The organism is Pedobacter gandavensis (assembly GCF_032677645.1).
In the GTDB taxonomy this organism is placed as follows: domain Bacteria; phylum Bacteroidota; class Bacteroidia; order Sphingobacteriales; family Sphingobacteriaceae; genus Pedobacter; species Pedobacter gandavensis_A.
In genome coordinates this window covers 424,638-451,268 of the sequence record NZ_JAVTSB010000002.1, presented here as the reverse complement: position 1 = coordinate 451,268, position 26,631 = coordinate 424,638, and the positions used below count along the sequence as shown (strand labels likewise).

The 26,631-nt window shown below is 42.0% G+C and carries 25 protein-coding genes; 17 read left to right on the top strand and 8 right to left on the bottom strand.

The window, feature by feature from the left end; translation table 11 throughout:
• Positions 1-102 precede the first annotated feature (102 nt).
• The 8 genes from R2Q66_RS05340 to R2Q66_RS05305 form a co-directional block, all read right to left on the bottom strand.
• Positions 103-1,446, bottom strand: a complete 1,344-nt coding sequence (locus tag R2Q66_RS05340) for a flippase (protein WP_316746969.1) — start codon at positions 1,444-1,446, stop codon at positions 103-105.
• Positions 1,447-1,466: 20 nt separating this feature from the next.
• Positions 1,467-1,859: a hypothetical protein gene (locus R2Q66_RS05335; RefSeq protein ID WP_316746968.1), complete on the bottom strand. Its 393-nt coding sequence runs from the start codon at positions 1,857-1,859 to the stop codon at positions 1,467-1,469.
• Positions 1,860-1,916: 57 nt separating this feature from the next.
• On the bottom strand, positions 1,917-2,435 hold the full coding sequence (locus tag R2Q66_RS05330; protein ID WP_316746967.1) for a DUF1569 domain-containing protein: 519 nt from the start codon (positions 2,433-2,435) through the stop codon (positions 1,917-1,919).
• Between the two features lie 6 nt (positions 2,436-2,441).
• Complete coding sequence (locus tag R2Q66_RS05325; RefSeq protein WP_316746966.1) at positions 2,442-3,143, bottom strand: DUF4476 domain-containing protein; 702 nt, start codon at positions 3,141-3,143, stop codon at positions 2,442-2,444.
• Between the two features lie 116 nt (positions 3,144-3,259).
• A complete protein-coding gene (locus tag R2Q66_RS05320; RefSeq protein WP_316746965.1) occupies positions 3,260-3,949 on the bottom strand; it encodes a YjjG family noncanonical pyrimidine nucleotidase in 690 nt (229 codons plus the stop codon).
• A 22-nt stretch (positions 3,950-3,971) separates the two neighbouring features.
• Positions 3,972-4,370, bottom strand: coding sequence for a DUF1648 domain-containing protein (locus R2Q66_RS05315; protein ID WP_316746964.1), 399 nt, complete (start codon positions 4,368-4,370; stop codon positions 3,972-3,974).
• A 26-nt stretch (positions 4,371-4,396) separates the two neighbouring features.
• Positions 4,397-5,041 carry a uracil phosphoribosyltransferase gene (gene upp / locus R2Q66_RS05310; protein ID WP_316746963.1) on the bottom strand — a complete coding sequence of 215 codons (645 nt, stop codon included), beginning with the start codon at positions 5,039-5,041 and terminating at the stop codon, positions 4,397-4,399.
• A 73-nt stretch (positions 5,042-5,114) separates the two neighbouring features.
• Positions 5,115-6,245, bottom strand: coding sequence for a DUF7033 domain-containing protein (locus tag R2Q66_RS05305; protein WP_316746962.1), 1,131 nt, complete (start codon positions 6,243-6,245; stop codon positions 5,115-5,117).
• Positions 6,246-6,549: 304 nt separating this feature from the next.
• Between R2Q66_RS05305 and uvrB the strand changes: the two genes are divergently transcribed.
• The 17 genes from uvrB (at position 6,550) to fucP (ending at position 26,631) form a co-directional block, all read left to right on the top strand.
• Positions 6,550-8,610 (top strand): excinuclease ABC subunit UvrB, encoded by a 2,061-nt coding sequence (gene uvrB, locus R2Q66_RS05300; RefSeq protein WP_316746961.1) that lies wholly within the window; start codon positions 6,550-6,552, stop codon positions 8,608-8,610.
• Positions 8,611-8,612: 2 nt separating this feature from the next.
• Positions 8,613-8,810 (top strand): YwbE family protein, encoded by a 198-nt coding sequence (locus R2Q66_RS05295; protein ID WP_316746960.1) that lies wholly within the window; start codon positions 8,613-8,615, stop codon positions 8,808-8,810.
• Between the two features lie 93 nt (positions 8,811-8,903).
• The gene (locus R2Q66_RS05290; RefSeq protein ID WP_316746959.1) at positions 8,904-9,173 is read left to right on the top strand and encodes a DUF4834 family protein; all 270 of its coding nucleotides are present in this window, start codon (positions 8,904-8,906) and stop codon (positions 9,171-9,173) included.
• Positions 9,174-9,260: 87 nt separating this feature from the next.
• Positions 9,261-11,741: a YfhO family protein gene (locus R2Q66_RS05285; protein WP_316746958.1), complete on the top strand. Its 2,481-nt coding sequence runs from the start codon at positions 9,261-9,263 to the stop codon at positions 11,739-11,741.
• Positions 11,742-12,026: 285 nt separating this feature from the next.
• A complete protein-coding gene (locus R2Q66_RS05280) occupies positions 12,027-12,878 on the top strand; it encodes a UDP-2,3-diacylglucosamine diphosphatase (protein WP_316747041.1) in 852 nt (283 codons plus the stop codon).
• A gap of 29 nt (positions 12,879-12,907) precedes the next feature.
• Positions 12,908-13,894, top strand: a complete 987-nt coding sequence (locus R2Q66_RS05275; RefSeq protein WP_316746957.1) for a glycosyltransferase family protein — start codon at positions 12,908-12,910, stop codon at positions 13,892-13,894.
• A gap of 29 nt (positions 13,895-13,923) precedes the next feature.
• The gene (locus R2Q66_RS05270; RefSeq protein ID WP_316746956.1) at positions 13,924-14,904 is read left to right on the top strand and encodes a DUF6427 family protein; all 981 of its coding nucleotides are present in this window, start codon (positions 13,924-13,926) and stop codon (positions 14,902-14,904) included.
• A gap of 98 nt (positions 14,905-15,002) precedes the next feature.
• On the top strand, positions 15,003-15,758 hold the full coding sequence (locus R2Q66_RS05265) for a type III pantothenate kinase (RefSeq protein ID WP_316746955.1): 756 nt from the start codon (positions 15,003-15,005) through the stop codon (positions 15,756-15,758).
• On the top strand, positions 15,721-17,031 hold the full coding sequence (locus R2Q66_RS05260; RefSeq protein WP_316746954.1) for a hypothetical protein: 1,311 nt from the start codon (positions 15,721-15,723) through the stop codon (positions 17,029-17,031). Before R2Q66_RS05265 ends, R2Q66_RS05260 begins: the two co-directional genes overlap by 38 nt.
• A gap of 7 nt (positions 17,032-17,038) precedes the next feature.
• Positions 17,039-17,611 carry an LPS export ABC transporter periplasmic protein LptC gene (lptC, locus tag R2Q66_RS05255; RefSeq protein WP_316746953.1) on the top strand — a complete coding sequence of 191 codons (573 nt, stop codon included), beginning with the start codon at positions 17,039-17,041 and terminating at the stop codon, positions 17,609-17,611.
• Between the two features lie 128 nt (positions 17,612-17,739).
• On the top strand, positions 17,740-19,836 hold the full coding sequence (locus R2Q66_RS05250) for a peptidylprolyl isomerase (RefSeq protein ID WP_316746952.1): 2,097 nt from the start codon (positions 17,740-17,742) through the stop codon (positions 19,834-19,836).
• A 63-nt stretch (positions 19,837-19,899) separates the two neighbouring features.
• Positions 19,900-20,415 (top strand): DUF2480 family protein, encoded by a 516-nt coding sequence (locus R2Q66_RS05245; protein ID WP_316746951.1) that lies wholly within the window; start codon positions 19,900-19,902, stop codon positions 20,413-20,415.
• A gap of 30 nt (positions 20,416-20,445) precedes the next feature.
• Positions 20,446-21,222, top strand: a complete 777-nt coding sequence (locus R2Q66_RS05240; protein ID WP_316746950.1) for a DUF3108 domain-containing protein — start codon at positions 20,446-20,448, stop codon at positions 21,220-21,222.
• 5 nt (positions 21,223-21,227) lie between these two features.
• Positions 21,228-21,800, top strand: a complete 573-nt coding sequence (locus R2Q66_RS05235; protein WP_316746949.1) for a DUF3109 family protein — start codon at positions 21,228-21,230, stop codon at positions 21,798-21,800.
• A 36-nt stretch (positions 21,801-21,836) separates the two neighbouring features.
• A complete protein-coding gene (gene rfbA, locus R2Q66_RS05230) occupies positions 21,837-22,697 on the top strand; it encodes a glucose-1-phosphate thymidylyltransferase RfbA (protein ID WP_316746948.1) in 861 nt (286 codons plus the stop codon).
• A gap of 312 nt (positions 22,698-23,009) precedes the next feature.
• Positions 23,010-25,283 (top strand): alpha-L-fucosidase, encoded by a 2,274-nt coding sequence (locus tag R2Q66_RS05225; protein WP_316746947.1) that lies wholly within the window; start codon positions 23,010-23,012, stop codon positions 25,281-25,283.
• 85 nt (positions 25,284-25,368) lie between these two features.
• Positions 25,369-26,631 (top strand): L-fucose:H+ symporter permease, encoded by a 1,263-nt coding sequence (gene fucP / locus R2Q66_RS05220; protein ID WP_316746946.1) that lies wholly within the window; start codon positions 25,369-25,371, stop codon positions 26,629-26,631.

Genomic DNA, 26,631 nt, shown 5'->3' with positions numbered 1-26,631 from the left:
ACCCCCATAGCTCAAGGCCCGGAAGCAGGTCATTTGACTGTCAAAGTTAAAATGTTAAACGCAAAAAGCTAATATATCCGTATAATTATTGGGAGAGATAAATTATTTAGTTGCCTGAGGTCTGTTTTTGATCTTTTCAAACAGGGTAATCAGGAACAAAGATTTGAGCATCATGATGCCTTGTTGCCGCGTTTTTGGGATGAGCAGGATCATGAAATTGGAACTGAAATACGCAATCAGCGTAGCGACTGCGGCACCGGTAATCCCATATTTAGGAATCCACCAGATGTTTAAAATAATGTTAATAACCGCCCCTACACCAGTACGGAGCATGGAAAGTTTGGTATAACCCTCAGCAATCAGGAACTGACCGCTGGCAGTACCCAGGAAAGTGAAGATCCCGGCCCAGATATGTATCGTTAATACATGCGCTGCCGGCCAGTAATCCGGTGTGTAAAATAATTTGTAAATTAATGGTGAAGCAACCGTCATAAAAAGGGCGATGCTCATACTGATCCAGACCATCAGGTCGTACATATTTTGCATTCTCCTTTGATACCTTGCCGGATCATCTCTTTTTGCATTCATAATGGCCGGAAAAACCGCCGTTACAATAGCTACAGGGATGAAATACCAGGCTTCAGAAAGTTGTACCACAGAAGAATAAATCCCCTGTTGCGCAGAACCTAAATACCCCTGAATCATCAGCGCATCGATTTTCATATAGATGGAAATCAGGATGGCTGAAAAGGCCATTGGCCAGGAATTTTTTAGTAAAAACCGCGCTAAAGGGCTTTCAAACTTCCATTGAAAGATGGATCCGCCTTCTTTTTGGTAAACATAAACGTAACCAATTGCCAGGGCAATCACGTCCACTAGTAAAGCGGCAATGAACCAGTTTAGTCCCATGCCAAAAACAATCAACAGCACTTTAAAAGCGGCAGAAAGGAGGTTTCCCATGACCTGAACGCTCATGATAAATTTCCCTTGTGCTTTAGACTGGAAATAGCTGTCGATGATGTTAAATGCCTGGAATATCCCGGTAAAACTCACCACCATGATATAGGATAATGGCGCGTCGAGTTTTGTGAGGCCCATCACCAGGTGATAAGCGATATAAACCAAGGGAAGCACGATGATTCCCCCAATCAGTTTCAGGGTAAAAGCAGTGCCGAGTAACTGGTTTTTCTTTTCCGGAAAACGTAAGAGTTCCCGGGTCACAAAACCATCTAATCCTAAAGCGGCGGCGGCAATGAAAAACGTAGCAAATACGAGCGGATAATTGTAAACCCCAAATTCTTTGGGGCCTAAATAGTTTCCTACAGAGATGCTGACCACGATTTTTATCGCCAGACTGCCCACCCGGGCAATTAACAACCATCCTGCATTTTTTGCGTATTTCTCTATTGCTTCCTGATCAAAACCAGGAATATTAGGGATTTTCATGCTTGCCTGACCTGCTTAAATTAACTTAAAGGTGCACCAACAGGGAGCGCGCAATCATGACCTGGCAGGCCATGAGCCGGGTTTAATTTCGCTTCTTTCTGATTTGCAGGAACTTTTGGTTCCGCAGTAACCGGTGCAGTTTGAGGAACAACAACTGGTGCAGCAGGAGCAGATCCGTTAGCTGGTGTTGCTGTTTGTGCGTTTAATGGGGCACCAACTGGTAATGCACAATCATGAAAAGGTTGTCCATGCGCTGGATTGTTTGCTGGTTTTTCTCCGCTTGCGGTAACCGGGCCAGCTGTAGGAAGACCACCTGGTGTTGGGGTAATCACATTCTGACTTTGTTTAGGTTCGCTGTTACAGGCAGAAAGTGCCAGTACAAAACAACTAATATAAAGGATTCTTTTCATCATGATATACATTTTAATAATCTTCAAATAGAGATTAACAAAGATGTGAAAATTGTTGGGTTATCGTTTAAAGCTTAGGTCAATCCTATGTAATTGTTGCAGATGGTGGTTCAGGTGAATTTCAATAAAACGCAACCATTGCGGTGCATTCAGGTAGCCCAGTTTCGGGTGTGCCGTCTTCAAGGTTTTATCTGCATTTTGGATGAGTAGCATGTCTTTCGATAGCTGTTCGAGGAACTGATCCATTAATTCAACAGCCTCCGTTTTACTGATTTTTTTAACCCTTTCGGCGAGTCTTTTGGGTGCTTTATATTTCTTTCCCGGTGGTAGGGAGCCAAAAAACAGGATCAGTTTTACGGCAAAAGCAGTCGGTTTTTGCTGTCCTTTCCCATCTACCGTGCCCGTCATTTCCCTTAAAGAAAGGATGCTGGCATCAAAAATATGAAAATATACCTCGCTGTAAGACCAGCCCCCGATAGGCGGAGTTTCCAGAAAACGATCTTCATTTAAGACTGCGAGTTTGTTTTGATAAGACGATGCCAGTTGTTGAATCTTTTGATAATTTTTGCCAGTACTCATGGTAGTTTAAGGTTGTTTTTCGATGAAATCCATGATCTCTTTTTTCTCAAAATAACCATTTAATATACCGGCTATTTTGTAGAAATTATTTTTATCTACCACGGAAGGGTAGGCTTTTATTGCTGCCTCCACGCGGTCCGTTTCAGAATTTAATGTTTTTATGATGGGAATGAGCTGATCTGCAGTAACCATTGTGTTTTTTAAGGCAACTTTGATCATCTGTTTTTTATCATCAGTAAAAGTGCCTTTTCTGATCATGGGCAATAGCAATTCTAATTCCGAAGGGGTCATGATGGCTACTTCCTCCAGGATCAGGCCTGGTCCAGGACCAGGTCTGTTATTCATCAGGGGCCTGTCCCAATTGTCCAGGGCGTATTGTCCCTGGTCATATAAATTTAAGGTAGCAATAGGTCTCCAGCCGGTTTTTTGCGAATAACGCACGATTAAACGGGCATTCATGGGCACATTAACGCGCTTGCGAAGCAGCTCGGTACTGTCTTTCATCACCACCACCGTCGCAAAATTGTTCCTGATGTCATAAAAGCGGAAGCGTCCGTAAGCAGATCCTGCGAACTCATTGTCTACATAAACCACATAGTTACCCCTGGCAGGGATTTCAATGAAAAGTTCGGAAGAACCGCGTCCATTCTGGGCAAAACTAAAGGTCGTTTGCAGCAGTACTGCAAAAAGGAAGAGCAATTTTTTCATAGCGGTTTTTCGGTTGTTGTAGGTGATTAAAACGTATTCCAGAAGCAGCTTTCTTTTTCAGCAGATTCTCCGGCATTGAAATGTAACTTATAAACTAAAAACTCAGGAATAGCCCATTAAAAATGTTGCAATAATTCTTCCAGGTGGTTGATTTGCCAGGCCACATCGGCAGGTTTTTCCTTGTGTAGCGGGTTAAAAAAGATCGCTTTGATCCCGAAATCCTGTGCGCCACGAATATCTGCTTCCAGACTGTCGCCAATCATGATACTTTCCGGTTTTGTGGCTTTAGCTTTCGACAAGGCGTACTCAAAAATTGCTTTATCTGGCTTGTTCACACCTACATCCTCAGAAATGATCACATTTGAAAAATAAGGATTTAAACCGGATTTATCCATTTTTGTCAAGGTACTCTCTTTAAACCCATTGGAAATGATATGGAGCGTATACTTCTCTTTCAGGTAGGTTAACACCTTTTTTGAACCTTCAAACAGGTTGGTTCTGATGGGGGTAAGGCGCACATAATCGTCTTCAAATTGTGCAGGAATCAGCTCCGGGTTTACACCCAATTGTATAAAAGTTTTGCTGAATCGCTCAGAACGTAAGGTCTCTTTAGTGATTTGTCCGAGGTGATATTGTCCCCATAACAAATGGTTGTTTTCCGTGTAAGTGGCAATAAATGTGGCAGGAGAGGCCATACCCAATGCGGCAAGTTCATAATGATGGTATAATTCCATCAGGGTCTCCTCTGCATTTTTGTCAAAATCCCAAATCGTATGGTCTAAATCGAAGAAAATATGTTTAATCATGTTGTTTTTTTTAGGCGGCTCATCAATAATGAATGGTCATGCTGATGAGTGTTGCAAAGATAACAACAACCAGAACTTTTAAGTATCGAAGTAATCTGGTGGCCATTACGTACTGTCTGTGGGCGTTTTCCGGGGTAATTGGCGTTAGATAATTGAAATATTGCGGATAATTATTGACAAAAGTCAGCAGCATATATAGTGCGGTAGCCAGCATTGGCAGACTGTAAATATCAGATCGGTGACCAAAGCTATCGGCTTTGCCAGAAAAATTAAAGTGAATCGGAATCAAATCCGGCATACCAGAATATTGCACAAGGACGCATAACCACATGGCGATTAGCAGTAAAAAGCCGATACCTTCAATTATTTTATCAAATAAAGAGATCTCTAATTTAATAACAGGTCTTTTTGTGCTGGCCATGGTCTGTTTTTTGGCGGGTTAAGCCGCTATTGTTTAACGCCATAAGCGAGGTCTCCTGCATCGCCTAATCCGGGTACAATATAAGACTTACTGGTCATTTCTTCATCAATAGCACCGAACCATAATTTTGCCTTTGGCAGATTGGCTTTCACATGGTTAATCCCTTCTGTACTGGCGATTGCGCAGACGATATGGAGCTCTTTAATGCGGTATCTGGTCAACAATTCTTTGCAGCAAAGCACCATACTCATGCCGGTTGCCAACATGGGATCTGCAATGATCACCACCTTATCATTTAAGTCGGGCGAGTACACATTTTCTACCTCTACAATGAAGTTCCCATTCTTATGCAATTTGCGGTAAGCGGTAATAAAAGCCGATTCTGCCTGGTCAAAAATATTCAGTAAGCCCTGATGTAAGGGGATTCCGGCTCTTAAAATCGTTGCCAATACCGGTTGTTCGACCAGTTTTGCAGTTTTTGCGATTCCTAAAGGAGTTTGCGTTTCTTTTCTGTCGTACTCCAGGGTTTTACTGATTTCGTAGGCGAAAAATTCTCCCATACGTTCCATATTTTTACGGAAACGCATGGCGTCCTTCTGTATGTTTTCATCGCGAAGTTCGGCAAGAAAAATGTTGGCAATGGAGTTGGTGGTGTCCAGGTTGAAAATCATCGGGCTAAGAATAAAGGGTGTAAAGACTAAACAGCTAAAAACAGGTAAGGGTAGAAAGGTAAATCAAGTTTGATCAGGCCAGGGCGATTGTTTGATGTTGCCAAAGGCTATAAAAGCTGCCATTCACAAATTTCACCTGGTCCATCAGTTCATTTAGTAACAGCAAAGGGTCTTTATTAGTTTTCTTTCCGTTGGTAATTCCTGCATAACTGACTGCAAAAGGAAATATTTTCAATTGAGACTGCTTCTCTATTTGCAAATCATACCAATAGAAAGGGCTACAGGTTCCGGCTCTGAAACCGGGTGTATCGGCATAATACATGCTATAATCCCGGGAGATGTTTTTCGTGGACAGTTTGATATAGCTTTTTGGAAGGCTCAATATTTCTTGCCAATTGGTTCGTAATTGGGTATTTGGGAGCAGAAATTCCGGGGGAGCAGCTTTTCCGGTTTTCTCCATTTCGGCAATCAGCTGCCGGATACTTGTCATTTGCTGCGCTTTTCTTTTTCCTCCAAATTGATCTTTTACCAGTTGATTGAGGAAACCAAAGGCTTTTTTTGCCGATTGAACGCCGGTTCGAACGCGGGGAAAGGCAGTAGTAGGAACAACAGGAAGACCATTAACATGAACCCCGGGAGCCAACCCGGCAGCAATCCCGCTCTTTTGATGCTCCGGATTTAGCGAATAGGCGACCTTAAAGCTGAAATCTCTTTTTGGAAACTGAAGATCTGGAAAATGAAGGTGTAAGATATTCTTCAAAATGATCGCCCATCCATCAATCACCGGGAGCTGTAATAAACCTAGTTTATGTTGCAGACTTAGCTTCGCCGGAAATCCGGGGCCCTTTTTTTCGTCGAAAGGCAAATATTCTTCATACCTGCTCAGAAAATAAAAGGAAGCGGCAAAAGGGTCAAAGGGAAGGGTACTTCCTTCTACTGCAAAAGGAACGGCTTGCCCGCCAAAATCAGCGATTTTGATCTTTTGACGTTTTACCGAATGCTCCGTTAGTAATCCGGCGCTCTTAAAAAACAGCGTTTTTTCTACCGGATGTTTGGCATAGCAAAGCTTCGGGGCATCGGAACGGAGAAATTCCGCGAGATTTTTAGGGTATTCCGGTTCCAGGCCTAAAAGCTCTTTGAACATAAAATTGAAAATGTATTTGATACGGGGGCTGATCAATGGAGCATAAACAAGAAGCTTCATAGGTGTATTTTTTAAATTTTATAAATCACCCGGTATCTGGTGCTCTGGGACATGGAGCTGGCAAACACCTTAGGAACTAATATACAGTTGAAATTTAAAATTGTTTTGCCCCTGTTTGTGTTTTATTTTACGAGCTATGATATTGTGTGTTAAGATTTTAATGCTTGATCTAAAGCGGGAGTTGGCTCGGCGCTAAGGACAGGATATTCTGCTGCTGATGTTGAGTTCCTGACGCCTCGCCAGCAAATAAATCGTTATCTTTGTAAATCGAACTCAACATCACGATAAATAAGGAAATTTACACATGAAGTTTCAGCTTGTATCAGACTATAAACCAACCGGAGACCAGCCCAGCGCCATTAAGCAACTGGTAGAAGGGGTGAATAACGAAGAAAATTATCAGACACTTTTGGGCGTAACAGGATCGGGTAAAACCTTTACTATTGCCAATGTGATCGAGCAAACTCAAAAGCCAACGTTAATTTTAAGTCACAATAAAACGCTGGCGGCACAACTTTACGGAGAATTTAAACAGTTTTTCCCGGAGAATGCCATCAATTACTTCGTTTCCTATTACGATTACTACCAACCTGAGGCATTTATGCCCAGCACCAATACTTATATTGAAAAAGACCTGAGTATTAATGAAGAAATAGAAAAACTCAGATTACGGACCACCTCGGCCTTAATGTCTGGCCGTCGGGATGTGATCGTGGTTTCTTCCATTTCCTGTATTTATGGTATGGGAAATCCGGAAGATTTTTCGAGATCGGTATTCCGCTTTTCAGTAGGCACAAAAATCTCCAGAAACAGCTTTTTACATAGTCTGGTAGAGATTTTATACGCCAGAACCACCACCGAATTTAAACGGGGTACCTTTAGGGTAAAAGGGGATACCGTAGATATCTTTCCGGCTTACCTGGATGAGGCTTACCGCGTTTCCTTTTTTGGCGATGACATTGAAGAATTGAGCCTGATCGACCCTGTAACGGGGAAAACACTGGATAAAATGGAAGATATGGCCGTTTATCCTGCCAATCTTTTCGTGACGCCAAAAGATCGTTTTACCTCCTCCATCTGGGGGATTCAGGAAGAACTGGAAATCCGTAAAAATCAACTGGTCAATGATGGCCATATGCTGGAAGCCAAAAGGCTGGAAGAAAGAGTCACTTTCGACATAGAAATGATGAAAGAACTCGGCTACTGCTCCGGAATTGAAAACTATTCTAGATTCTTTGACGGACGGACCCCGGGAACAAGACCCTTCTGTTTGCTGGATTACTTCCCGGATGATTACCTGATGGTGATTGATGAAAGTCACGTTACAGTTCCGCAAATCCGTGCCATGTACGGTGGAGACAGGTCGCGTAAAATGTCGCTGGTAGAATATGGTTTCCGTTTGCCATCCGCATTGGACAACAGACCGCTCAATTTTGATGAATTTGAAAGCCTTGCACCGCAAACGATATATGTAAGTGCGACACCCGCAGATTACGAATTGCAGAAAACGGAAGGGGTAGTCGTAGAGCAGGTGATTCGCCCTACCGGACTATTAGATCCGCTGATTGAGGTGAAACCTGCCGTAAATCAAGTGGATGATCTGCTGGATGAAATCGATAAAACCATTAAAATGGGTGATCGGATCCTGGTCACCACCTTAACGAAAAGAATGGCAGAAGAGCTGACCAAATATATGGATCGCTTAAATATCAAATGTCGTTACATTCACTCCGAAGTGAAAACTTTGGAAAGGGTAGAGATCCTCCGCGGATTGCGCCTGGGTGAATTTGATGTGTTAATCGGGATCAACTTACTGAGAGAAGGACTGGATTTACCGGAAGTTTCTTTAGTAGCCATCCTCGATGCCGATAAAGAAGGTTTCTTACGTTCTGATCGGGCCTTAATCCAGACCATCGGAAGGGCCGCACGTAACGATAGGGGTAGGGTAATCATGTATGCCGACAGGATCACGGATTCTATGGCCAGAACCATCAGCGAAACCAACAGGCGCCGCGATAGACAAATTGCCTACAACCTGGAGCATGGCATCACCCCGAAAACAGTAGGAAAAAGCAGGGAAGCAATTATGGAACAAACTTCTGTGCTGGACTTCTCCGGAAACGCTGCAAGGGCAAAAGCCTATGTGGAGATCGACGAAGTCAGCATGGCCGCAGATCCGATTGTACAATATATGACCAAAGCAGAAATGCAGAAGTCAATTGAGAAAACGCGTAAAGATATGGCCAAAGCGGCCAAAGAAATGGACTTCCTGATGGCGGCAAGACTGCGCGATGAGATGTTTGCCATGGAAAAAGTATTTGAAGAAAGATTTAGTAAAGCAGCGACAGCTGATCAATTGAAATAACAATGGACGGAAAAAATAGAAAAGACGTATATCCAGGATTGGAAGTAGAAATTATCCTTAAAAAGGACCAGAGATCAGGAAATTTAACCAGAGGGATTGTGGCCAATCTGCTCACTTCATCGGCCTTCCATTCCAGAGGAATTAAGGTGCGTTTAGAAGATGGACAGGTAGGTCGCGTAGCTGAAATCTTAGAGGACTAAGCCGCTTATTGTAATGAAAAAGCAATAATCAGCGGAATTTTGTAATAATGAAATTCTAATTCCGTCTATATTTGTAAATATTAATTTAACACAATGGCATTTTTAAAATTTATTGTAGTCACCTTTTTAGTCATTTATCTTTTGCGCTTAATTTTGCGCCTGATATTTCCTATGTTACTAAAAAGTATGTTTAGCAAGGTACAGCGTCAGGCTGAAAACCAAGCCAGACAAGCTCAGGGCCAGGCCGGACAGCAAGACAGCAAGCCTGAGGGCGCGATTACTATCGATTACATGCCGCCTCAAACTAAGGGTGGTAAAACCGATAAACTAGGTGATTTCGTGGATTACGAGGAAGTGAAATAAAGTATTTTAGTCTAATCGATAAATTTCCTTCCTAATCTGTATCAATTTTATATTTTTGGGGTTAGTTTAAATCTTAAACAAACCTTAATGAATAATTGGTTAAAAGCGAATGGCATCCACCTGGCCATCATTGGATTTTTTGTGATCATCTGTTTTGTCTATTTCAGTCCTGTAATGCAAGGAAAAGCTCCTGCACAAAGTGACGTCATCCAGGCAAAAGCTACTGCTAAAGAAATTATGGATTATAAGGCTAAAGATGGCAAAGGCCCTCTTTGGACGAATCAAATGTTTGGCGGTATGCCTGCCTATCAGATTTGGGTGCAACACCCAATGAATATAGGAACTTACGTGATCTCGACGATTAAAGCCGTGTTCCCCGATCCGGTGGACGCAGTTTTACTGTACCTGGTAGGTGCTTATCTGCTGTTTTGTGTGCTCAGGGTTAATCCATGGCTCGCCGCAGTAGGTGCAATTGCCTTCGCATTTACCTCCTATAACTTTATTATTATCGCCGCCGGACACAGCAACAAGGCTCTGGCCATTGCTTTTATCGCTCCGATTATTGCCGGTGTAATCCTCACCCTAAGGGGTAAATATTGGTTGGGAGGAAGCTTAACCGCTTTGTTCCTCGCCCTCGAAATCAGAGCCAACCACATCCAGATGACTTATTATCTGATGATTGCGCTATTGATTTTTATCGGTATCGAAGTTTATCATGCCGTTAAAGAGAAAAAACTAGCCGCTTTCGGTAGGTCAATGACTTTCTTAGGCCTTGCTCTAGTGGTGGCTTTAATGGTAAACGCGGGTAAACTGTGGACAACCTACGAATACGGATTAGAGTCTAACCGTGGAAAATCTAACATCACAACCGATAAAGCCGAAGAGAAAAACGGCCTTTCAAAAGAATATGCCTATGGCTGGAGCCAGGGTGTGGGCGAAAGTTTCACCTTCCTGATTCCTAACCTTTATGGTGGTGCAACCAGCATCGACCAGATCGTAAAACCAGAAAGCCATACTTATAAAGCATTACAGGGAATTACCGGTGGTGATCCTACCCAGGCGATTCAGCAATTGGCCGGACAACTTGGTCTGCAACAATACTGGGGCGAAAAACCAGGTACTTCAGGACCGTATTACTTCGGTGCTATCGTATGTTTCCTTTTCGTATTCGGTTTACTAATCGTGAAAAACAGGTTGAAATGGTGGATCGTAGGGACTACAGTGTTGTTTATGCTGTTGTCTTTCGGTAAAAATGCTCCTTTCGTTTCCGATATTTTCTTCCAGTATTTCCCAATGTACAACAAGTTCAGAGCAGTAGAATCTATTCTTGCACTCGTTGGATTATTGGTGCCAATCTTAGCGGTTCTTGCCATTAAAGAAGTACAGGATGGTGGTTACGACCAAAAAACATTGATTAAAAGATTAACCATTGCAGGAGCAATTACTGGTGGTTTTGCTTTATTGGTAGCGGTAATGCCAACTGCTTTCTTCAGCTTTACTTCTTCTACACATCCTCAAATGCTACAGGCCTTGACTCAGATGTTGGATAATAACAGCGGAGTAGCGCAAAGCATTACGAATGCCTTAATTCAGGATCGTGCAGATATCGCTCGTGTAGATGCTTTACGCTCTTTATTCTTAATTGCGATTGGTTACGTACTGATTTGGGCTTTCATCAATAAGAAACTAAACGCGCAAACGACCATCATCATCCTTGGATTAGTGATTTTGACAGACCTTTGGCAGGTAGATCGTCGTTATTTAAATAACAGCAACTTCGCCAGCAAAAGCGATTTAACCAACCATTTCCAGCCTCGTGACGTAGATACGTTCATCATGGCGGATAAGGATCCGAACTTTAGAGTACTTGATTTAAGTATCTCTACGTTCTCAGATGCGAGTACTTCACAATTCCACAAAACAATTGGTGGTTACCATGCTGCTAAGTTGAAACGTTTCCAGGAATTGATCGACAATCAGCTTTCTAAAAGCGTGAATCAGGATGTGCTGGATATGTTGAACACGAAATATATCATCACCCAGGATCAACAAAACGGTTCTTATAAAATGCAACGCAATCCAACGGCTGCAGGTAATGCCTGGATCGTTCAGAATGTACAGTTTGCACAGAATGCGGATGAGGAAATGAAGGCCATCAGTAGCTTTGATCCTAAGAAAGAAGCCATTGTAGACATTCAATACAAGCCTTTAATCGATACTAAACGTCTGGGTGCAGATCCTTCGGCATCTATTAAGTTAGAAAGCTACCACCCGGATCACCTGGTGTATTCTTACAGCGCGCCAAGAGATATCATCGCGGTATTCTCTGAGATTTACTACGATAAAGGATGGAATATGTATGTGGATGGGGTTAAAAAACCTTATTTCAGAGCTGATTACGTATTACGTGCTGCGCAGTTAGAAGCAGGAAATCATAAAGTAGAGTTTAAATTTGAGCCGGTTTCTTACTATATGGGCGAGAATATCTCTTTAGTAGGTTCGATCTTACTGCTTGCTGGTTTAGGTTTCGCTTTCTACTCAGACCGTAAAAAGAAAAAAGCAGCATAACGCTTTAAAATAAACGAAAGGCCCGATGTTGAAAAACACCGGGCCTTTTTTATGCAGCAAGCTTTTAGACCCTGGCGGTTGTTTTTAACAACCTGATTTTCTTCAGGCAGGCAGCTTTTTCTGATGGCTTAACAAATAACGATTCCTTAACACGGGCTTCATTTTGGTATTGCAGTTTTGCATCATAAACTGTTAAACCTATGCAGGAATTATTGTTGATCATTTGTTTAGTCGTCGGGATTGCTTTCTTTTTCAGCCCTTACGACCTCTGGCTGGAGGAAGATGATGTCTAAAAGAGCCGTCGATATCGTGGTCATTTCCGACGTTCACCTTGGAACGTATGGCTGTCACGCCAAAGAACTCTTAAAATACCTTAAAAGTATCAAACCAAAGCAAATCGTCCTTAACGGCGATATCATAGACATCTGGCAGTTTAGCAAGCGCTACTGGCCGGAAACACACATGAAAGTGCTGCGGAAACTCATGAAATTTGTGGTAGAAGGGGTGCCTGTCTACTACCTCACCGGCAACCATGATGAGCTGTTAAGGAAATTCGCCGACATGCATCTGGGTGCTTTCCACTTGCAAAACAAACTGGTTTTAGAGCTGGATGGCAAGAAAGCATGGTTCTTTCATGGCGATATTTTCGATGTCACGATGCAACATTCCAAATGGCTGGCCAAATTAGGGGCTGTCGGTTACGATTCCTTAATTCTCATCAATAGTTTCACCAATTGGGTCCTTAAATTTTTCGGCAGGGAGAAAATGAGCTTCTCAAAAAAAATTAAAGCAGCTTTTAAAGATGCCGTTAAATTCATCAATAGCTTTGAAAGTACGGCAGCAGAGCTGGCCATACAAAACGGGTATCAATATGTAGTTTGCGGACATATCCATCAGCCGGAAATGAAGACCATTACCAGCGAAGAAGGATCAGTATTGTACTTAAACAGTGGGGATTGGGTAGAAAACCTCACCGCCCTGGAGTACTCCGAAAAGGAATGGAAGATCTTTAAATATGATCCCAAAGATTTTGAAGAAGAAGAACTCGAAGAAGGCGAATTGTCCGACAGCGAAGACCTCCACAGCAAACTGGATATCCATGTGCTGCTTCAAAAGATTAAATTAGAAATTGTCTAAAGCGTAAAAATTGTAGATATTCGGTGCGGATGAAAATACTATACGCTATTCAGGGTACAGGAAACGGACATATTAGCAGAGCAAGGGAAATCGTTCCACTATTGCAGCAATATGGCGACGTAGATTTACTGATCAGCGGTACCCAGGCAGATGTTCAATTGGTGCAAAAAGTGAAATACCAGTTGCATGGTTTCAGCTTTGTCTTTGGTAAAAAAGGTGGCGTAGATCATTATGAAACCTGGAAAACCATGAACCTTCCACGGTTTGTAAAAGACATGAGAACCATTCCTTTGAAGGATTACAACCTGATTTTGAATGATTTTGAACCGGTTACGGCATGGGCCTGTCGTACACAAGGACTGGAAAGTGTAGGCTTAAGTCACCAGGCCTCTTTTCAATCTAAAAAAGTCCCTAAACCTAAAAGTATCGACTGGGCCCAGCTCGTGATGAAATATTACGCCCCAGCCACGAATTACGTAGGTTTCCATTTCGAACAATACGACGATTTCATCTATACACCGGTAATTCGTGCGGAAATCCGCAATATGAAGGTCAGCAATCTTGGCCATTATACCGTGTACCTGCCTGCAATCGACGATAAATATTTAGTGCCTATCCTGAAACAGATTCCACAGGTAAAATGGCAGGTGTTTTCTAAACACACCCGGTTAAGTTACATAGACGGCAACGTAGAAGTTAGTCCGATCAACAACGAACTGTTCAATAAAAGCCTGGCTTCCTGCACGGGATTGTTTACCGGTGGTGGCTTTGAAGGCCCTGCGGAAGCGCTGTTCCTGGGTAAAAAACTACTGGTTGCCCCGATGAAATTCCAATATGAACAGCAATGTAATGCTTTCGCTTTGAAGAAATTCGGACTGCCGGTGATCTGGGCGAGCAACAGGAACTGGTTACCCATCATCAAGGATTGGGTGGCACAAGCTCAGGAACATCAGTTCCATTTCCCCGATCAAACTGCTGCGGTAATTGAGAAAGTAGTAAAGGATTTTGCCAGATAATTTGCTTTACTTTGCCCTAATATACAGGCATGATCAATCAATTTAGAAATTTAAACCCTATTAACCTGCTCCTGTTATTCGCATATACTTTTTTTATGCGCATGGCGATTTTTGCAGACCCGCCAGAACACCTGAATTTTGAATTCCTGGAACCTTATACCAAGTTTTTTATTCAGATTCCGGTTCAGAACAGCTTTTCACCCATAGGGAACGCGTTTTTTGCCGCCATTATCATTTATATCCAGGCGATTTTATTCAATAGGGTAGTGAATAATCATGGTTTGCTGAACAAGCCGAATTTTCTGCCTGCCCTGATTTATGTGACTGCTGCGGGATTATTTATGCCCTTCCTGGTGTTAAGTCCGACCTTAATCTGTAATTTCCTGCTGATCTGGATCATGGATAAACTGCTGAAAGTTGGCAAGTCTCCAAATGCTTTAATGATCATGTTCGATACCGGGATGCTGATTGCCATCGGTACCCTGATTTATTTTCCTTTTATTGTGATGCTGGTCATGATCTGGTTTACCCTGCTGCTGTACCGTTCTTTTAACGGAAAAGAGTGGATGGCTGGTCTGGTAGGCTTTTTAACCATATTTTTCTTCGTCTGGGTCTTCTATTACTGGAACGACAGCCTTTCGATGTTTTACAAAATCTGGCTGCCTTTGGGGAATAAATTCCCTTCGGTATTCAAGATCAATTACAACGATTACCTGGTCTTAGTACCGGTATTGGTGATGATGGTTCTGGCGATTATCCAGCTTCGTGAAAACTTCTTCAGGAGCTTTATCAGCACCAGAAAGGCCTTTCAGATGCTGTTTATCATGTTTGTAGTGGCCATCCTCAGCTTTTATACCAAGCCGGATTTCAGACTTTACCATTTCCTGCTTTGCGTGCCACCGGGATCGGTGTTGCTGGCCTACTATTTTTCTAATGCCAAAAAGCGCTGGTTTTATGAGAGCTTATTCCTGATTTTGGTTTTAGCAATCCAGTACTTTTTGTTTGTTTAACTTTTTTTAACAATTTGCCCCCTTGAAACTTGCTAAAGATTAATAGCTTTGTGCCATGAAGGTTGGACTTGGAGTGCAATTATTAGAACAATTATTTGGTGCATAATCTGGTTATAGATATCGGGAATACAAACAGTAAGGTTGCTGTTTTTGACGGCAGAGCGATTGTTTATAACGAAGCATTCAAAGAAATTACTCCGGAATTATTGTCTGGCCTGATAGAGAAATACCAGATTGTCTGCTCCACCATTTCCAGTGTAGGTCCCGAATTGGAAGAAATCATACAGCTGTTGAAGGACAAGACTGTTTATTTTCCTTTCTCTACCGGAGTGAATACCGGAATAAAGAATAATTATCAGACATTAGCCACCCTGGGACTGGATCGATGGTCAAAAATCATTGCCGCGAATCATTACTACAAAGGGGAAAGCTGTTTCATAATAGATGCAGGAACCTGTATTACCTACGACCTGCTGAACGCCCAGAGTGAGTATTTTGGAGGAAGCATAAGTTTAGGAATCGATATGCGTTTTAAAGCATTAAACCATTATACCGGGCGTTTGCCATTGGTAGATTGGGATAGGGAAGCGGAGCGCATACCGGAGGGTACCGATACCACTACCGCCATTCAAAATGGAGTTTTACAAGGAGTAATTAATGAAGTGGAGGGCTTTATCGCCCAACAGAATAATAAAAATAAAGACCTTAGGGTACTGATCACAGGGGGTAACGGGGCTTTTTTGCTGAAACAATTAAAAAACAGCATCTTTGCGCCTCAAATTATTCACGATCCGTATCTGGTTATAAAAGGATTAAATGAAGTCATTGCGTTCGAATATGTACAAAAAAATTAATTATATAGCAGCGGTATTGGTAGTGTTCACCGGCATTACTGCCCAGGCACAGATTACATCTCAATCTCCATATTCCAGATATGGTCTTGGAAATGTGAAACCATTAGTGCTTCCTCAGTTTAGGGCAATGGGTGGAATTTCTGCCGGTGTGTATAAGCCGAATGGTTACAACAATATCAACATGCAAAATCCTGCTTCTTATGCCGGAATCTCCATGACTACTGCTGATGTTGGCCTTTCAGGAACGATAAACACCCTGAAACAAGGGAGCCTTTCAGAAAAAAGCTTTAACGGATCTTTAGGTCACATCGCATTTGCTTTCCCGGTGATTCAAGGGAAAACAGGATTAAGCTTTGGTTTAATGCCTTTTACGCAGGTAGGTTATGATTATCAGACTTCCAACCAATTGGATGGTAGCGAGGTGATCCGTACTTTTACTGGTCAGGGTGGTTTGTCTAAAGCTTATTTAGGTGTTGGTCAGGCAATTGGTGAGAATTTCAGAGTAGGTGCGAACGTAGAATATATCTTCGGAGATCTACAGAATAACAGTACTTATGAGTTACAAAGACCGAATGCGGTTTATACCAGAGAACAGGATAAAAACAGTGTAGGCGGTGTAAGTTTCTCTTACGGTGCTCAATATGAAATTAAATTAGGGACTAAGAAAAGAATCACCTTAGGGTATTCAGGTTCAGCTTCCTCTAACGTAAACTCAACCAGAACTTATGTAGCTTCTCAGTTTTTCAGACAAGCTGATGGAGAAGATGCCGGCGTATCAGATACACTTTCTATCATTGATGGCGCAAAATCAAGCTTAAAACTGCCATTAACACATAACTTCGGTTTCACGATCCAAAAGGATAATAAATGGTTGATTGGTGCGGATTATAGAATGGGTGGTTGGAAAAAACTAACGATTGCAGGTGTTAATCAAGGATTACAAGACAGCTGGGGCGTTTCTGCCGGTGGTCAGTACACACCGGATATCTCTTCAATCAACAACTATTTTGCCCGTGTAGATTACCGTATCGGATATACTTACGATAAGACTTACATCCAGAGAGATGGTATGGACATCAAACAACAAGCCGTTACTTTCGGTTTAGGATTGCCAATGGCTTCCAGCAGATACTCGATTTACAAAATGAACGTAACTGCCGAAGTTGGTCAGAGAGGCACCCTTTCTAAAGGATTGGTTAAAGAAAATTACATCAACTTGCATCTTGCATTTACACTTAATGATACCTGGTTTATTAAAAATAAGCTTTATTAAGCAGCTGATGAAATCCTCAGGCATTACCTCTGGTTTGGCCATATTGTGCTTATTCCAGCTTTGCCTGAGTTCCTGTGGGGACGACGACTTGAAAAAAGCCGTGCCCCTTGCTAAGAATGAGATCATTAAAAACCGCGACCGCACCATTGGCGTAGAAATCATTTATAGTGATTCTTCGGTGGTTAAAGCGAAGGGTACAGCCCCGATCATGGATAAGATTACCCCTAAAAACGGCGCCACCTATCAGGAGATGCCAGAGGGGGTAAAGATCAATTTCCTGAACGATAGCCTGAAGGTCAAAGGTTCCATTACCTCCGATTATGCGATCTCCAAAGACGTAGAAAAAATCATCATCTTTAAACGTAATGTGGTGGTGGTCGATGAACAGCTGACTTTCAATACGGAAGAGCTGACCTGGGATCAGAATAAAAAAATGTTTTACTCGCCAAAAGGGGTCATCACCAAACCTGATGGTACGGTGATCAATGCCGTAAATTTCAGCGCTACGCAGGATTTTAGCGTTTTTAATTTCGAACAAGGCTTCGGTGAGACTTACGTTGACAAAAATTTCGGCGAATAATCTGCCCTTTTAAAAGCCCATATTTCCTTAATTTTTAAATACTTAATCAAAAACAATTTTATATTTTCTTTTTTTAGCAAAAGTTGTATCTTGCGACCTCTTAAAAAAGAATTATAAATAAGGATATTATGGGATTAATGACATTTTTGCGGAATCGCGCAGGGTACATTTTGATCGGTGCCATCGGTTTTGCAATTGTTGCATTTTTAGTTGGTGATGCAGTTAACGTAGGTAAGCCTTTCTGGGCAGAATCTCAAAAGGTTGTCGGATCGATTGACGGTGAAGATATTAGCATTGATACTTTTGGTCCTAAAGTAGACCAGAGTTTAGCGCAGTTTAAACAACAATACGGTGGCTCAGGAAATGCCCAAATGCAGGCAATGGCTGTAGACAACGTTTGGAACGGTGAAATTGCAACGGTTCTTTTAGGTAAAGAGTACAGCCGTCTGGGTTTAACGGTGTCTGGTGATGAATTATTTGATTTATTGCAAGGTAATAACCCAAGTCCACTGATTGTTCAGTACTTCGGTAACCCGCAGACTGGTCAGGTGAACCGCGCAGAAGTAATCGCTTCTCTAAAACAACAGGCAAAAAACCCACAGTTGAAACAACAATGGGATATGTTGCAGGCGGAAATCGAAAAACAAGCTTTACAACAGAAATATTCGAACCTGGTTCGTAATTCAGTATATGTTACCACACTGGAAGCAAATGATGAATATATCAACCGTAATAAATTGGCTAACTTCAAATATGTAGCCCTTGATTACGCTGGTATCCCTGATGCAAGTGTGAAATTAACAGAATCAGATTACTCTGATTATTACAATGCTAACAAAGAACGCTTTAACAGCCCTGCTGAAACCCGCTCATTTGAGTATGTAACTTTTAGCGTTAACCCAACAAAAGAAGATTCTCTTGCCGTTAAAACTCAGGTAGAAAAATTAGCCGGCGACTTTAAAACTGCTGCTAACGATTCTTTATTTGCGGCTTTAAACTCTGATGTTAAAGTTCCTTATACGTACTTAACGAAAGGTAAATTAGATCCTGCTGTTGATTCAGTAGTATTTAACCTTCCTGCTGGTACTTTCTACGGTCCGGTATTCTCTGGCAACTCTTACAAATTAGTGAAAGTTGTAGATACCCGTTTCTCTCCGGATTCAGTAAAAGCAAGTCATATCTTAATCGATCCAGCTAAATTAGGTGGTGTTGATAAAGCAATTAAATTAGCGGATTCCCTGAAAGGATTGATTCAAGGTGGTGCGAGCTTCGCAACATTGGCAAAACAATACAGTGTGGATGGTTCGAAAGATAAAGGTGGTGACCTTGGTACTTTTACCCGCGGACAAATGGTTCCTGAATTTGAGAACGCTGCCTTCAATGGTAAACCAGGCGATCTTAAAGTAGTAACTTCTCAGTTCGGTGTTCACTTAATCAAAGTGGAGAAACAAATCGGTAACTCGAAAGTAGCTAAACTGGCTTATATCGAGAAAAACCTTTCTCCAAGTAATAAAACTAAAGACGCAGCTTACAAGAAAGCAAGTAGCTTCCTTGCCGAAGCAAAAGACAATAACTTCAGCGAGCTGGCACAGAAAAAAGGTTACACTGTTGGTGTAGCTGATAAAGTGACTGCTTCTCAAGGTTTCGCTCCAGGTTTAGATAACCCTCGTCAGTTGATCCGCGATGCGTATGCTGCTGATAAAGGTGATATCCTTAAGGAAATCTACCAAATGGACAATGCATTTGTGATTGCACGCGTAACTGCTGTGAATCCAAAAGGTGCTTTGCCATTAGAAAGCGTTAAAAAAGAAATCGAGCCTTTAGTGCGCAATGCAGTAAAAGCGAAATTATTAACTGAAAAAGCGAATGCAGCTTTACAAGGCGCAGGAAATATTGATCAGGTAGCACAGAAATTAGGAAAAGCCGTTAATCCGGTTCAGAATATCGTGTTTGCTAACCCAATCATTCCAGGTGGTGGTCAGGAAAATAAATTGGTAGGTTCCGTTTTCGGTTCTCAACCAGCTAAAGTTTCTAAACCAGTAGATGGCGAGCGTGGCGTTTATGTGTTCTCAGTAGATAATTTCATCAATCCAGCACCTCTAGCGAATACCTACAAACAAAAAGAAGCGATGATGCAGGCAATTGCTCAACGTGCTTTAGGTTCAGCTTTCCAGGCTTTGCAGGATAAAGCCAAGATAAAAGACAATAGAGTGAAATTCTATTAATCTTATTTTACGTAATTTTGTAACCGGAAGTATTTTTGCTTCCGGTTTTTTTATTTTATAAGCATGGACATTCAAGAAAACTTCGTTAACAAAGTAGCTGCAAGTGGCTTGATCACCTTCAACCTGGAAGAGTATTACGATGCCGGTGAAAGGGTGGTTTATGATATCAAAGACAATCTTTTTCATGGCCTCATGTTGAGAGAGAAAGATTTTAGAGAGTTTATTAAAACCCACGACTGGGCAAGCTATACCGGAAAGAATATCGCAATCATCTGTAGTGCCGATGCCATCGTGCCTACATGGGCCTATATGTTGCTGGCCAATAAATTTAAACCTTTTGCCAATGAAGTGGTATTTGGTAGCCTGGAGACCCTGGAAGCCGTATTGTTTACCAAAGCCCTGGCTAAGGTAGACCTCAATGCCTTCGCAGGTGAACGTGTGGTGATTAAAGGCTGTGCAGATATCGATGTGTCTGTTGCCGCTTATGTGGAGATTACCAGCCTGCTTACGCCGGTTGTGAAGAGCATCATGTACGGGGAACCTTGTTCTACCGTGCCGATTTACAAGCGAAAGGATTAAGTTTGGATTGTTTTTTGATTAAACCCTGATATGAAGAAATCATTATTGATCATCATTGTTGCCTTTTTAAGTTTCAGGGGTGTGGCTCAAGAGCTTCCTTTTGTTAAAGAACCTGTTTTTCAGGTTGGGGAAGTGTTGAAATATAAATTGAGGTACGGTTTCATTACCGCCGCTGAAGGCACCATAAAAGTGTTGGATTCTGACCTTAAATTTGATGGTAAGCCGACTTACCGCCTCTCTGTAGATGGCGAGACCTCGGGTTCCTTCGATATTTTCTATAAAATACGAGATCATTATGATTCTTATATAGATCGGGTAAATCTTAAGCCTTATTTCTACCAGGAGAAGATCCGTGAGGGCAGCTACCGAAGAGAAGATAAAGCAAGGTTCTATCAGAATGAGCAAAAAGTAGTGGCCACAAAAGGGACTTTTAAAACCCCTGATAAGCAGACATTCGACCTGGTTTCTACCTATTATTTTGCCCGTAGCCTGGACATCAGCAAGCTGAATCCTGGTGATGAGGTCAAAGTAAACTATTTTTTAGGCGATGAAATCAGTCAGCTCCAGATTCAGTTTGTAGGCCGTGAGGTCGTGAAAACTAAGCTGGGAAAGATCAGGTGTTTGAAATTTAGCCCTTCAATTAAGCCTGGTAGGATCTTTAGAAAAGATAGCAGATTATACCTCTGGGTTACCGATGATGGAAACAGGGTGCCTGTAAAGGCCCAGGTGGAGATCTTAGTGGGCGCAGTGACCATGGAAATTAAATCAGCCGAAGGATTGAAGTATCCTTTAGCTATAGTAAAATAAATAAAATGATAGAAGTACAAAATACACTCGTTCACGAGGACCTGATCAGCGAAAGCTTTGTGTGTAACTTAAACAAGTGTAAAGGCATTTGCTGCGTTGAAGGTGACGCGGGTGCCCCTTTGGATGTCGCAGAAACCGCTATTTTAAAGGATATTTATCCTAAAATCAAGCACCTGCTGGAAGAAAAAGGAATTAAGGCCATCGAAGAACAAGGGACTTCAGTAGTAGATGCTGATGGTGACCTGACGACGCCTTGTGTGGATGGAAATAAAGAATGTGCCTACGTGACTTTCGAAAACGGGATCACCAAATGTGGTATCGAAAAAGGATATGAGCTTGGCCTGGTAGAATGGCAAAAGCCGATCTCCTGCCATTTATACCCGATTCGCGTCACACAATACCCTGAATTTGAAGTGTTAAACTATGATAGATGGCACATTTGCCACGATGCTTGTTCTTTCGGAAGAGAGTTAAAAGTGCCGGTTTATCAGTTTCTGAAAGGTCCGCTGATTAGAAAGTACGGTGCCGAATGGTATACGGAACTGGAAAATAGCGTGGCTAACAACCAGGGAGGATAAAAGACAAAATATATAATCACCAAAACCAAAAATAACTTGAAAGGAATAATTTTAGCAGGAGGAAGCGGTACAAGATTGCACCCTTTAACTCTGGTAATGAGTAAGCAAATGATGCCGGTTTATGATAAACCAATGATCTATTACCCCTTGTCGACTTTAATGCTTGCAGGAATCAGAGAAATTCTGATCATTTCTACCCCTCATGATTTACCAAACTTTAAGAAGTTATTAGGTGATGGTAAGGACCTGGGTTGTGAGTTCTCTTATGCAGAACAGGCCGTTCCTAACGGTTTAGCACAAGCATTTGTAATCGGTGCCGATTTTATCGGTACAGATAAAGTAGCCTTAGTATTAGGCGATAATATCTTCTACGGTGATGGCATGTCGAATCTGTTACAGGCGAGTGCTGATCCAGATGGTGGCGTGGTATTCGCTTACCGCGTTTCTGATCCGGAACGTTATGGTGTGGTAGAATTTGATGCAGAAAACCGCGCGATCTCTATCGAAGAGAAACCAGAGGTGCCTAAGTCTGATTATGCGGTTCCAGGCCTTTATTTCTATGACAATAGTGTGGTAGAGATTGCTAAAAATATCGCGCCTTCCCCTCGTGGTGAGTATGAAATCACGGATGTGAATAAGGTGTACCTGGAGAAAAATAAGCTGAAAGTTGGTGTATTGAGTAGAGGAACAGCCTGGTTAGATACCGGAACTTTCGCTTCGCTCATGCAAGCCGGACAGTTTGTGCAGGTGATCGAAGAACGTCAGGGATTGAAAATCGGATGTATCGAAGAGGTCGCTTACCGCATGGGCTTTATCGATAAAGAACAATTGCGTAAAATCGCTACACCATTGGTGAAAAGTGGTTATGGCGCGTATTTGTTGAAAATGATCAAATAAGCAAACGCTGAAATTATTGCTGCTGATCTGGCAGATGAGCTATAATTTATGGCATTTTATAACATCGCATGGTGGTATATAGGAAACCTGGCAATTGCCGGGTTTTTTAATGCCCTGATTTTTTCTGGTCCGGGGAAACTCCGATTTTGAGGTCTTAGCGCATAGGTAACAATTTTGCTGCTGCCAAAATCGTTTAGTCTTTTGACAAATACAGTAATTTTTCCCGCTAACAATCTGCTTACTTTGAATTTAGGTGCTTTTGGCTACCTTAACCGGCTAAGACGTCCGGGCTATAACCAAATAATAGATCAAATGACAACAAAACAGCAATCAGGTTTTTTACTGCTCCTACTCCTTTTATGTAGTAGCGTTGGTTTTTCACAACACGACCCTAAAGCATTGAAAGCCTGGCAAGATCAGAAATATAGTATGTTTATCCATTATGGGATTTATTCCGTGTTAGGCGGCGTATGGGAAGGTAAGGAGATCAGTAAAGGTTTAAGTGAACAGATTCAGGCCCATGCAGGGATTTATAGCGATACTTATGCCGGAGTTGCTAAAAGGTTTAATCCTAAAGACTGGAATGCAGATTCCATAGTTTCCCTGGCCAAAAAAGCAGGGATGCGCTCTATTGTGATCACTTCCAAGCATCATGATGGTTTCTGTATGTTTAAAACGGCTACAACAGATTTCAATGTAGTGGACGCGACGCCTTTCAAAAGAGATATTTTGAAAGAACTTTCCGAGGCTTGTCAACGTGCCGGATTAAGGTTCGGTTTGTACTTTTCTCTGATCGACTGGCATTATCCTCAGGCTTCCCCGATTTCCAGCAGCAATTCCGATTATATCACGCCTGAACATGTACAATACAATAAAAAACAAATCACAGAATTACTGAGTAATTACGGTCCGATCTCTGAATTGTGGTTCGATATGGGTTCTCAGAACGCCGCAGAAAGTAAAGAACTGAGGGATTTGGTACATAAACTACAACCCGATTGTATGATTGGAAGCCGTATAGGGAACGATATGGGCGATTTTAATGTGATGGGTGACAATCAGGAGCCTGATTATGCGATTGGCGTACCATGGCAGTCGCCAGCGTCTTTCTTTGATGATACCTGGGGTTACAGGTCATGGCAGGATAGAGGTAGCGAAGCCCTTAAAACTAAAGAAAAGTTAACCAGTCTGATTCGCGTAGTGAGTAGAGGGGGTAACTTCCTGTTAAATATCGGCCCAAAAGGCGATGGATCAGTAGTTGGCTTTGAAAAGGATATTTTACTCAACATCGGAAAATGGCTGGATAAAAACGGAGAAGCAATTTATGGTACGGATGCCGATCCTTTTCATATCGCTTTCAAATGGGGTAGCTTAACGGCGAAACCGAACAAGCTTTATTTGCATGTCATGACTAATCCTGAAAATGGACAGATCATTTTGCCTGGCCTCCGTGGAAAGATCAAAAGTGTAGGCGTATTGGGCGAGAAAAATCAAAAGATCAGCTTTTCGCAGAACGATCAGGGCGTTAAAATCAACGTTCCATCAAGTATAAATCCGGATCAGGAGTTTAAAGTCATCACTTTAACGTTTGTAAATGGCTATAGCGTGCCACCTTCAAACGTGATTCCTTTGTCTGCTGGAGAGTCAAATGCAGGGACTACAGCTGGTTCTAAATCGATGCCTGTAGGAGGAATAAGTCCTGTGGTTACTGCATCTGCTGAAGTACATGGATTAAATACTTCCCATAATTTGCTTGCGGGTGGGTTAAACCTAAATTCTCAGAACGCTTTTAAACATTACAGCAGCTCGGGTGTGGATTACAATACCAGATTTCAAAGCACCATCAAGGAATCCTGGACATTGCAACCGCTACAAAACGGGACTTACACGCCTGTCATCTATTATTCTGCAAAGGAAAAAGGAAAAACGATAGATCTGGAGCTAAACGGTAAAGTGAACCTGCTGACTTTCACAGGTGGAAAAACCGAGGCGATAAAGCAAAACGGCAACCTAAGCTGGGGCCCGATATACTTATCTGATGCACTGGAAACAGGGATTGAAGGTTTCCCGGGAGCTGTTAAAAATATAGATCCAACAAAACCCTGGGCTGGCAAAAGAACCGCTTTAAACTGGACAAAGAAAACAGGTTGGAAAAACAATGAAAAATATACATTGGAAGCAGACCGGAGCACAGCGGTTTACCTGCTACAGGAAATCACGGCAAGCGAGGATCAGCCTTTCCTGGCGGGGATCACCAGTACCGATGGCGTGTTGATTACCCTAAATGGCGTAGAGCTGGCCAAACACAATAATCCTTTTAAAGAAAACCAGTTAAACGAGCTGATTTTACTGCCACTAAAGAAAGGTAAAAACCAATTGCTGGTTAAGCTTTACAATGGTTATCAAAAGAAAATAGACCTGGGCATTGATATCAGTCAGCCACAGGAATTATATGCTAAAACCTTACCTGCTATCTCTTTTGAAAAGGGGAAATATTATCCTTTCAGCTGGCAGCTAAATAAACCACTTTCTCCACATAGTACGCTCGGATTGTCAAATGTTACCCTGCTTTTTAGGGAAAAGTAGCCAAAATCATTTAATGATATGATAATATCATTAAATAAAATGTACGAGAATTCGCGTCCTTTGAGTAACCAAATAACCTAAACCAATGACCAAAAATAAATACCTGTTTCCGTTTATCATGATTACGTCCCTGTTTTTTATGTGGGGCTTTGTTCATAATCTAGATCCGATTTTAATTCCCCATCTAAAGAAGTCTTTTAGCCTGTCTACGATGCAAGCTTCATTGGTGGATTCGGCCGTTTTCATTGCCTATTTCCTGATGGCGCTGCCTGCCGGATTTTTAATGAAGAAATACGGATATAAAGCAGGAATCATCATCGGATTGCTCTTATTTGCCATCGGTTCCTTTTTATTCATTCCCGCAGCAAATATGCAATCCTACTTTTTCTTTTTGATTGCACTTTTTGTCATTGCCTGTGGATTAACCATACTGGAAACAGCAGCAAATCCTTACGCTTCTTTACTGGGGCCTGAGGAAACTTCTACTTTCCGTTTGAATTTCGCACAATCTTTCAACGGTTTGGCCGCGACTTTAGCTCCTATTATCGGCGCTAAAATCATCCTCACCAAAGGAAATACAGAAGAAGAGCTAAACGCCATGACGGAGTCGGCCAGACAAATTGCCCTGGCTTCCGAAGCATCCAGCGTAAAAATGCCTTACCTGATCCTGGGTAGCATCATCCTGGTGATCGCGATTATTTTCGTGTTCCTGAAACTACCGGAGATTAAAGAAACAGAACAAAAAGCCGGAGAGAAAACCGGGATCATTCATGCCTTAGCACATAAACACCTGAGCTGGGCAGTAGTAAGCCAGTTTTTCTACGTAGGAGCACAAGTATGTGTATTCAGTCTTTTCATTTTATATGCCACTAAAGCTGCTGGAATTGACGAGATGGAAGCGGCAAAATATGCCGGTTTTGGTGTTGGTATGGCCTTCATGATCGGCAGGTTCTTTGGAACATTCCTGATGAAGTTTATCGCCCCGCCAAAATTACTATCGATTTACGCCTTTATCTGTATCTTGCTTTCTGCTGTGGCGATGACCGTTACCGGTATGATTGCTATATATACCGTCATCGGGATCGCGTTTTTTATGTCAATTATGTTTCCAACGATTTTCTCGCTGGGCATCAGAGACCTTGGTAAAGACACTAAATTTGGTAGCAGCCTGATCATTATGTCGATTGTTGGTGGCGCACTCTTACCCCTGGCAATGGGTCATATTGCAGACATTACCCACAACATTCAACTCGGATATATCGTTCCTTTAATATGTTTTGTAGTGGTATTCCTATTTGGTATTAAAGGCCATAAAGTAGTTCCAATTACCGCAGATAGTTCAAAATAA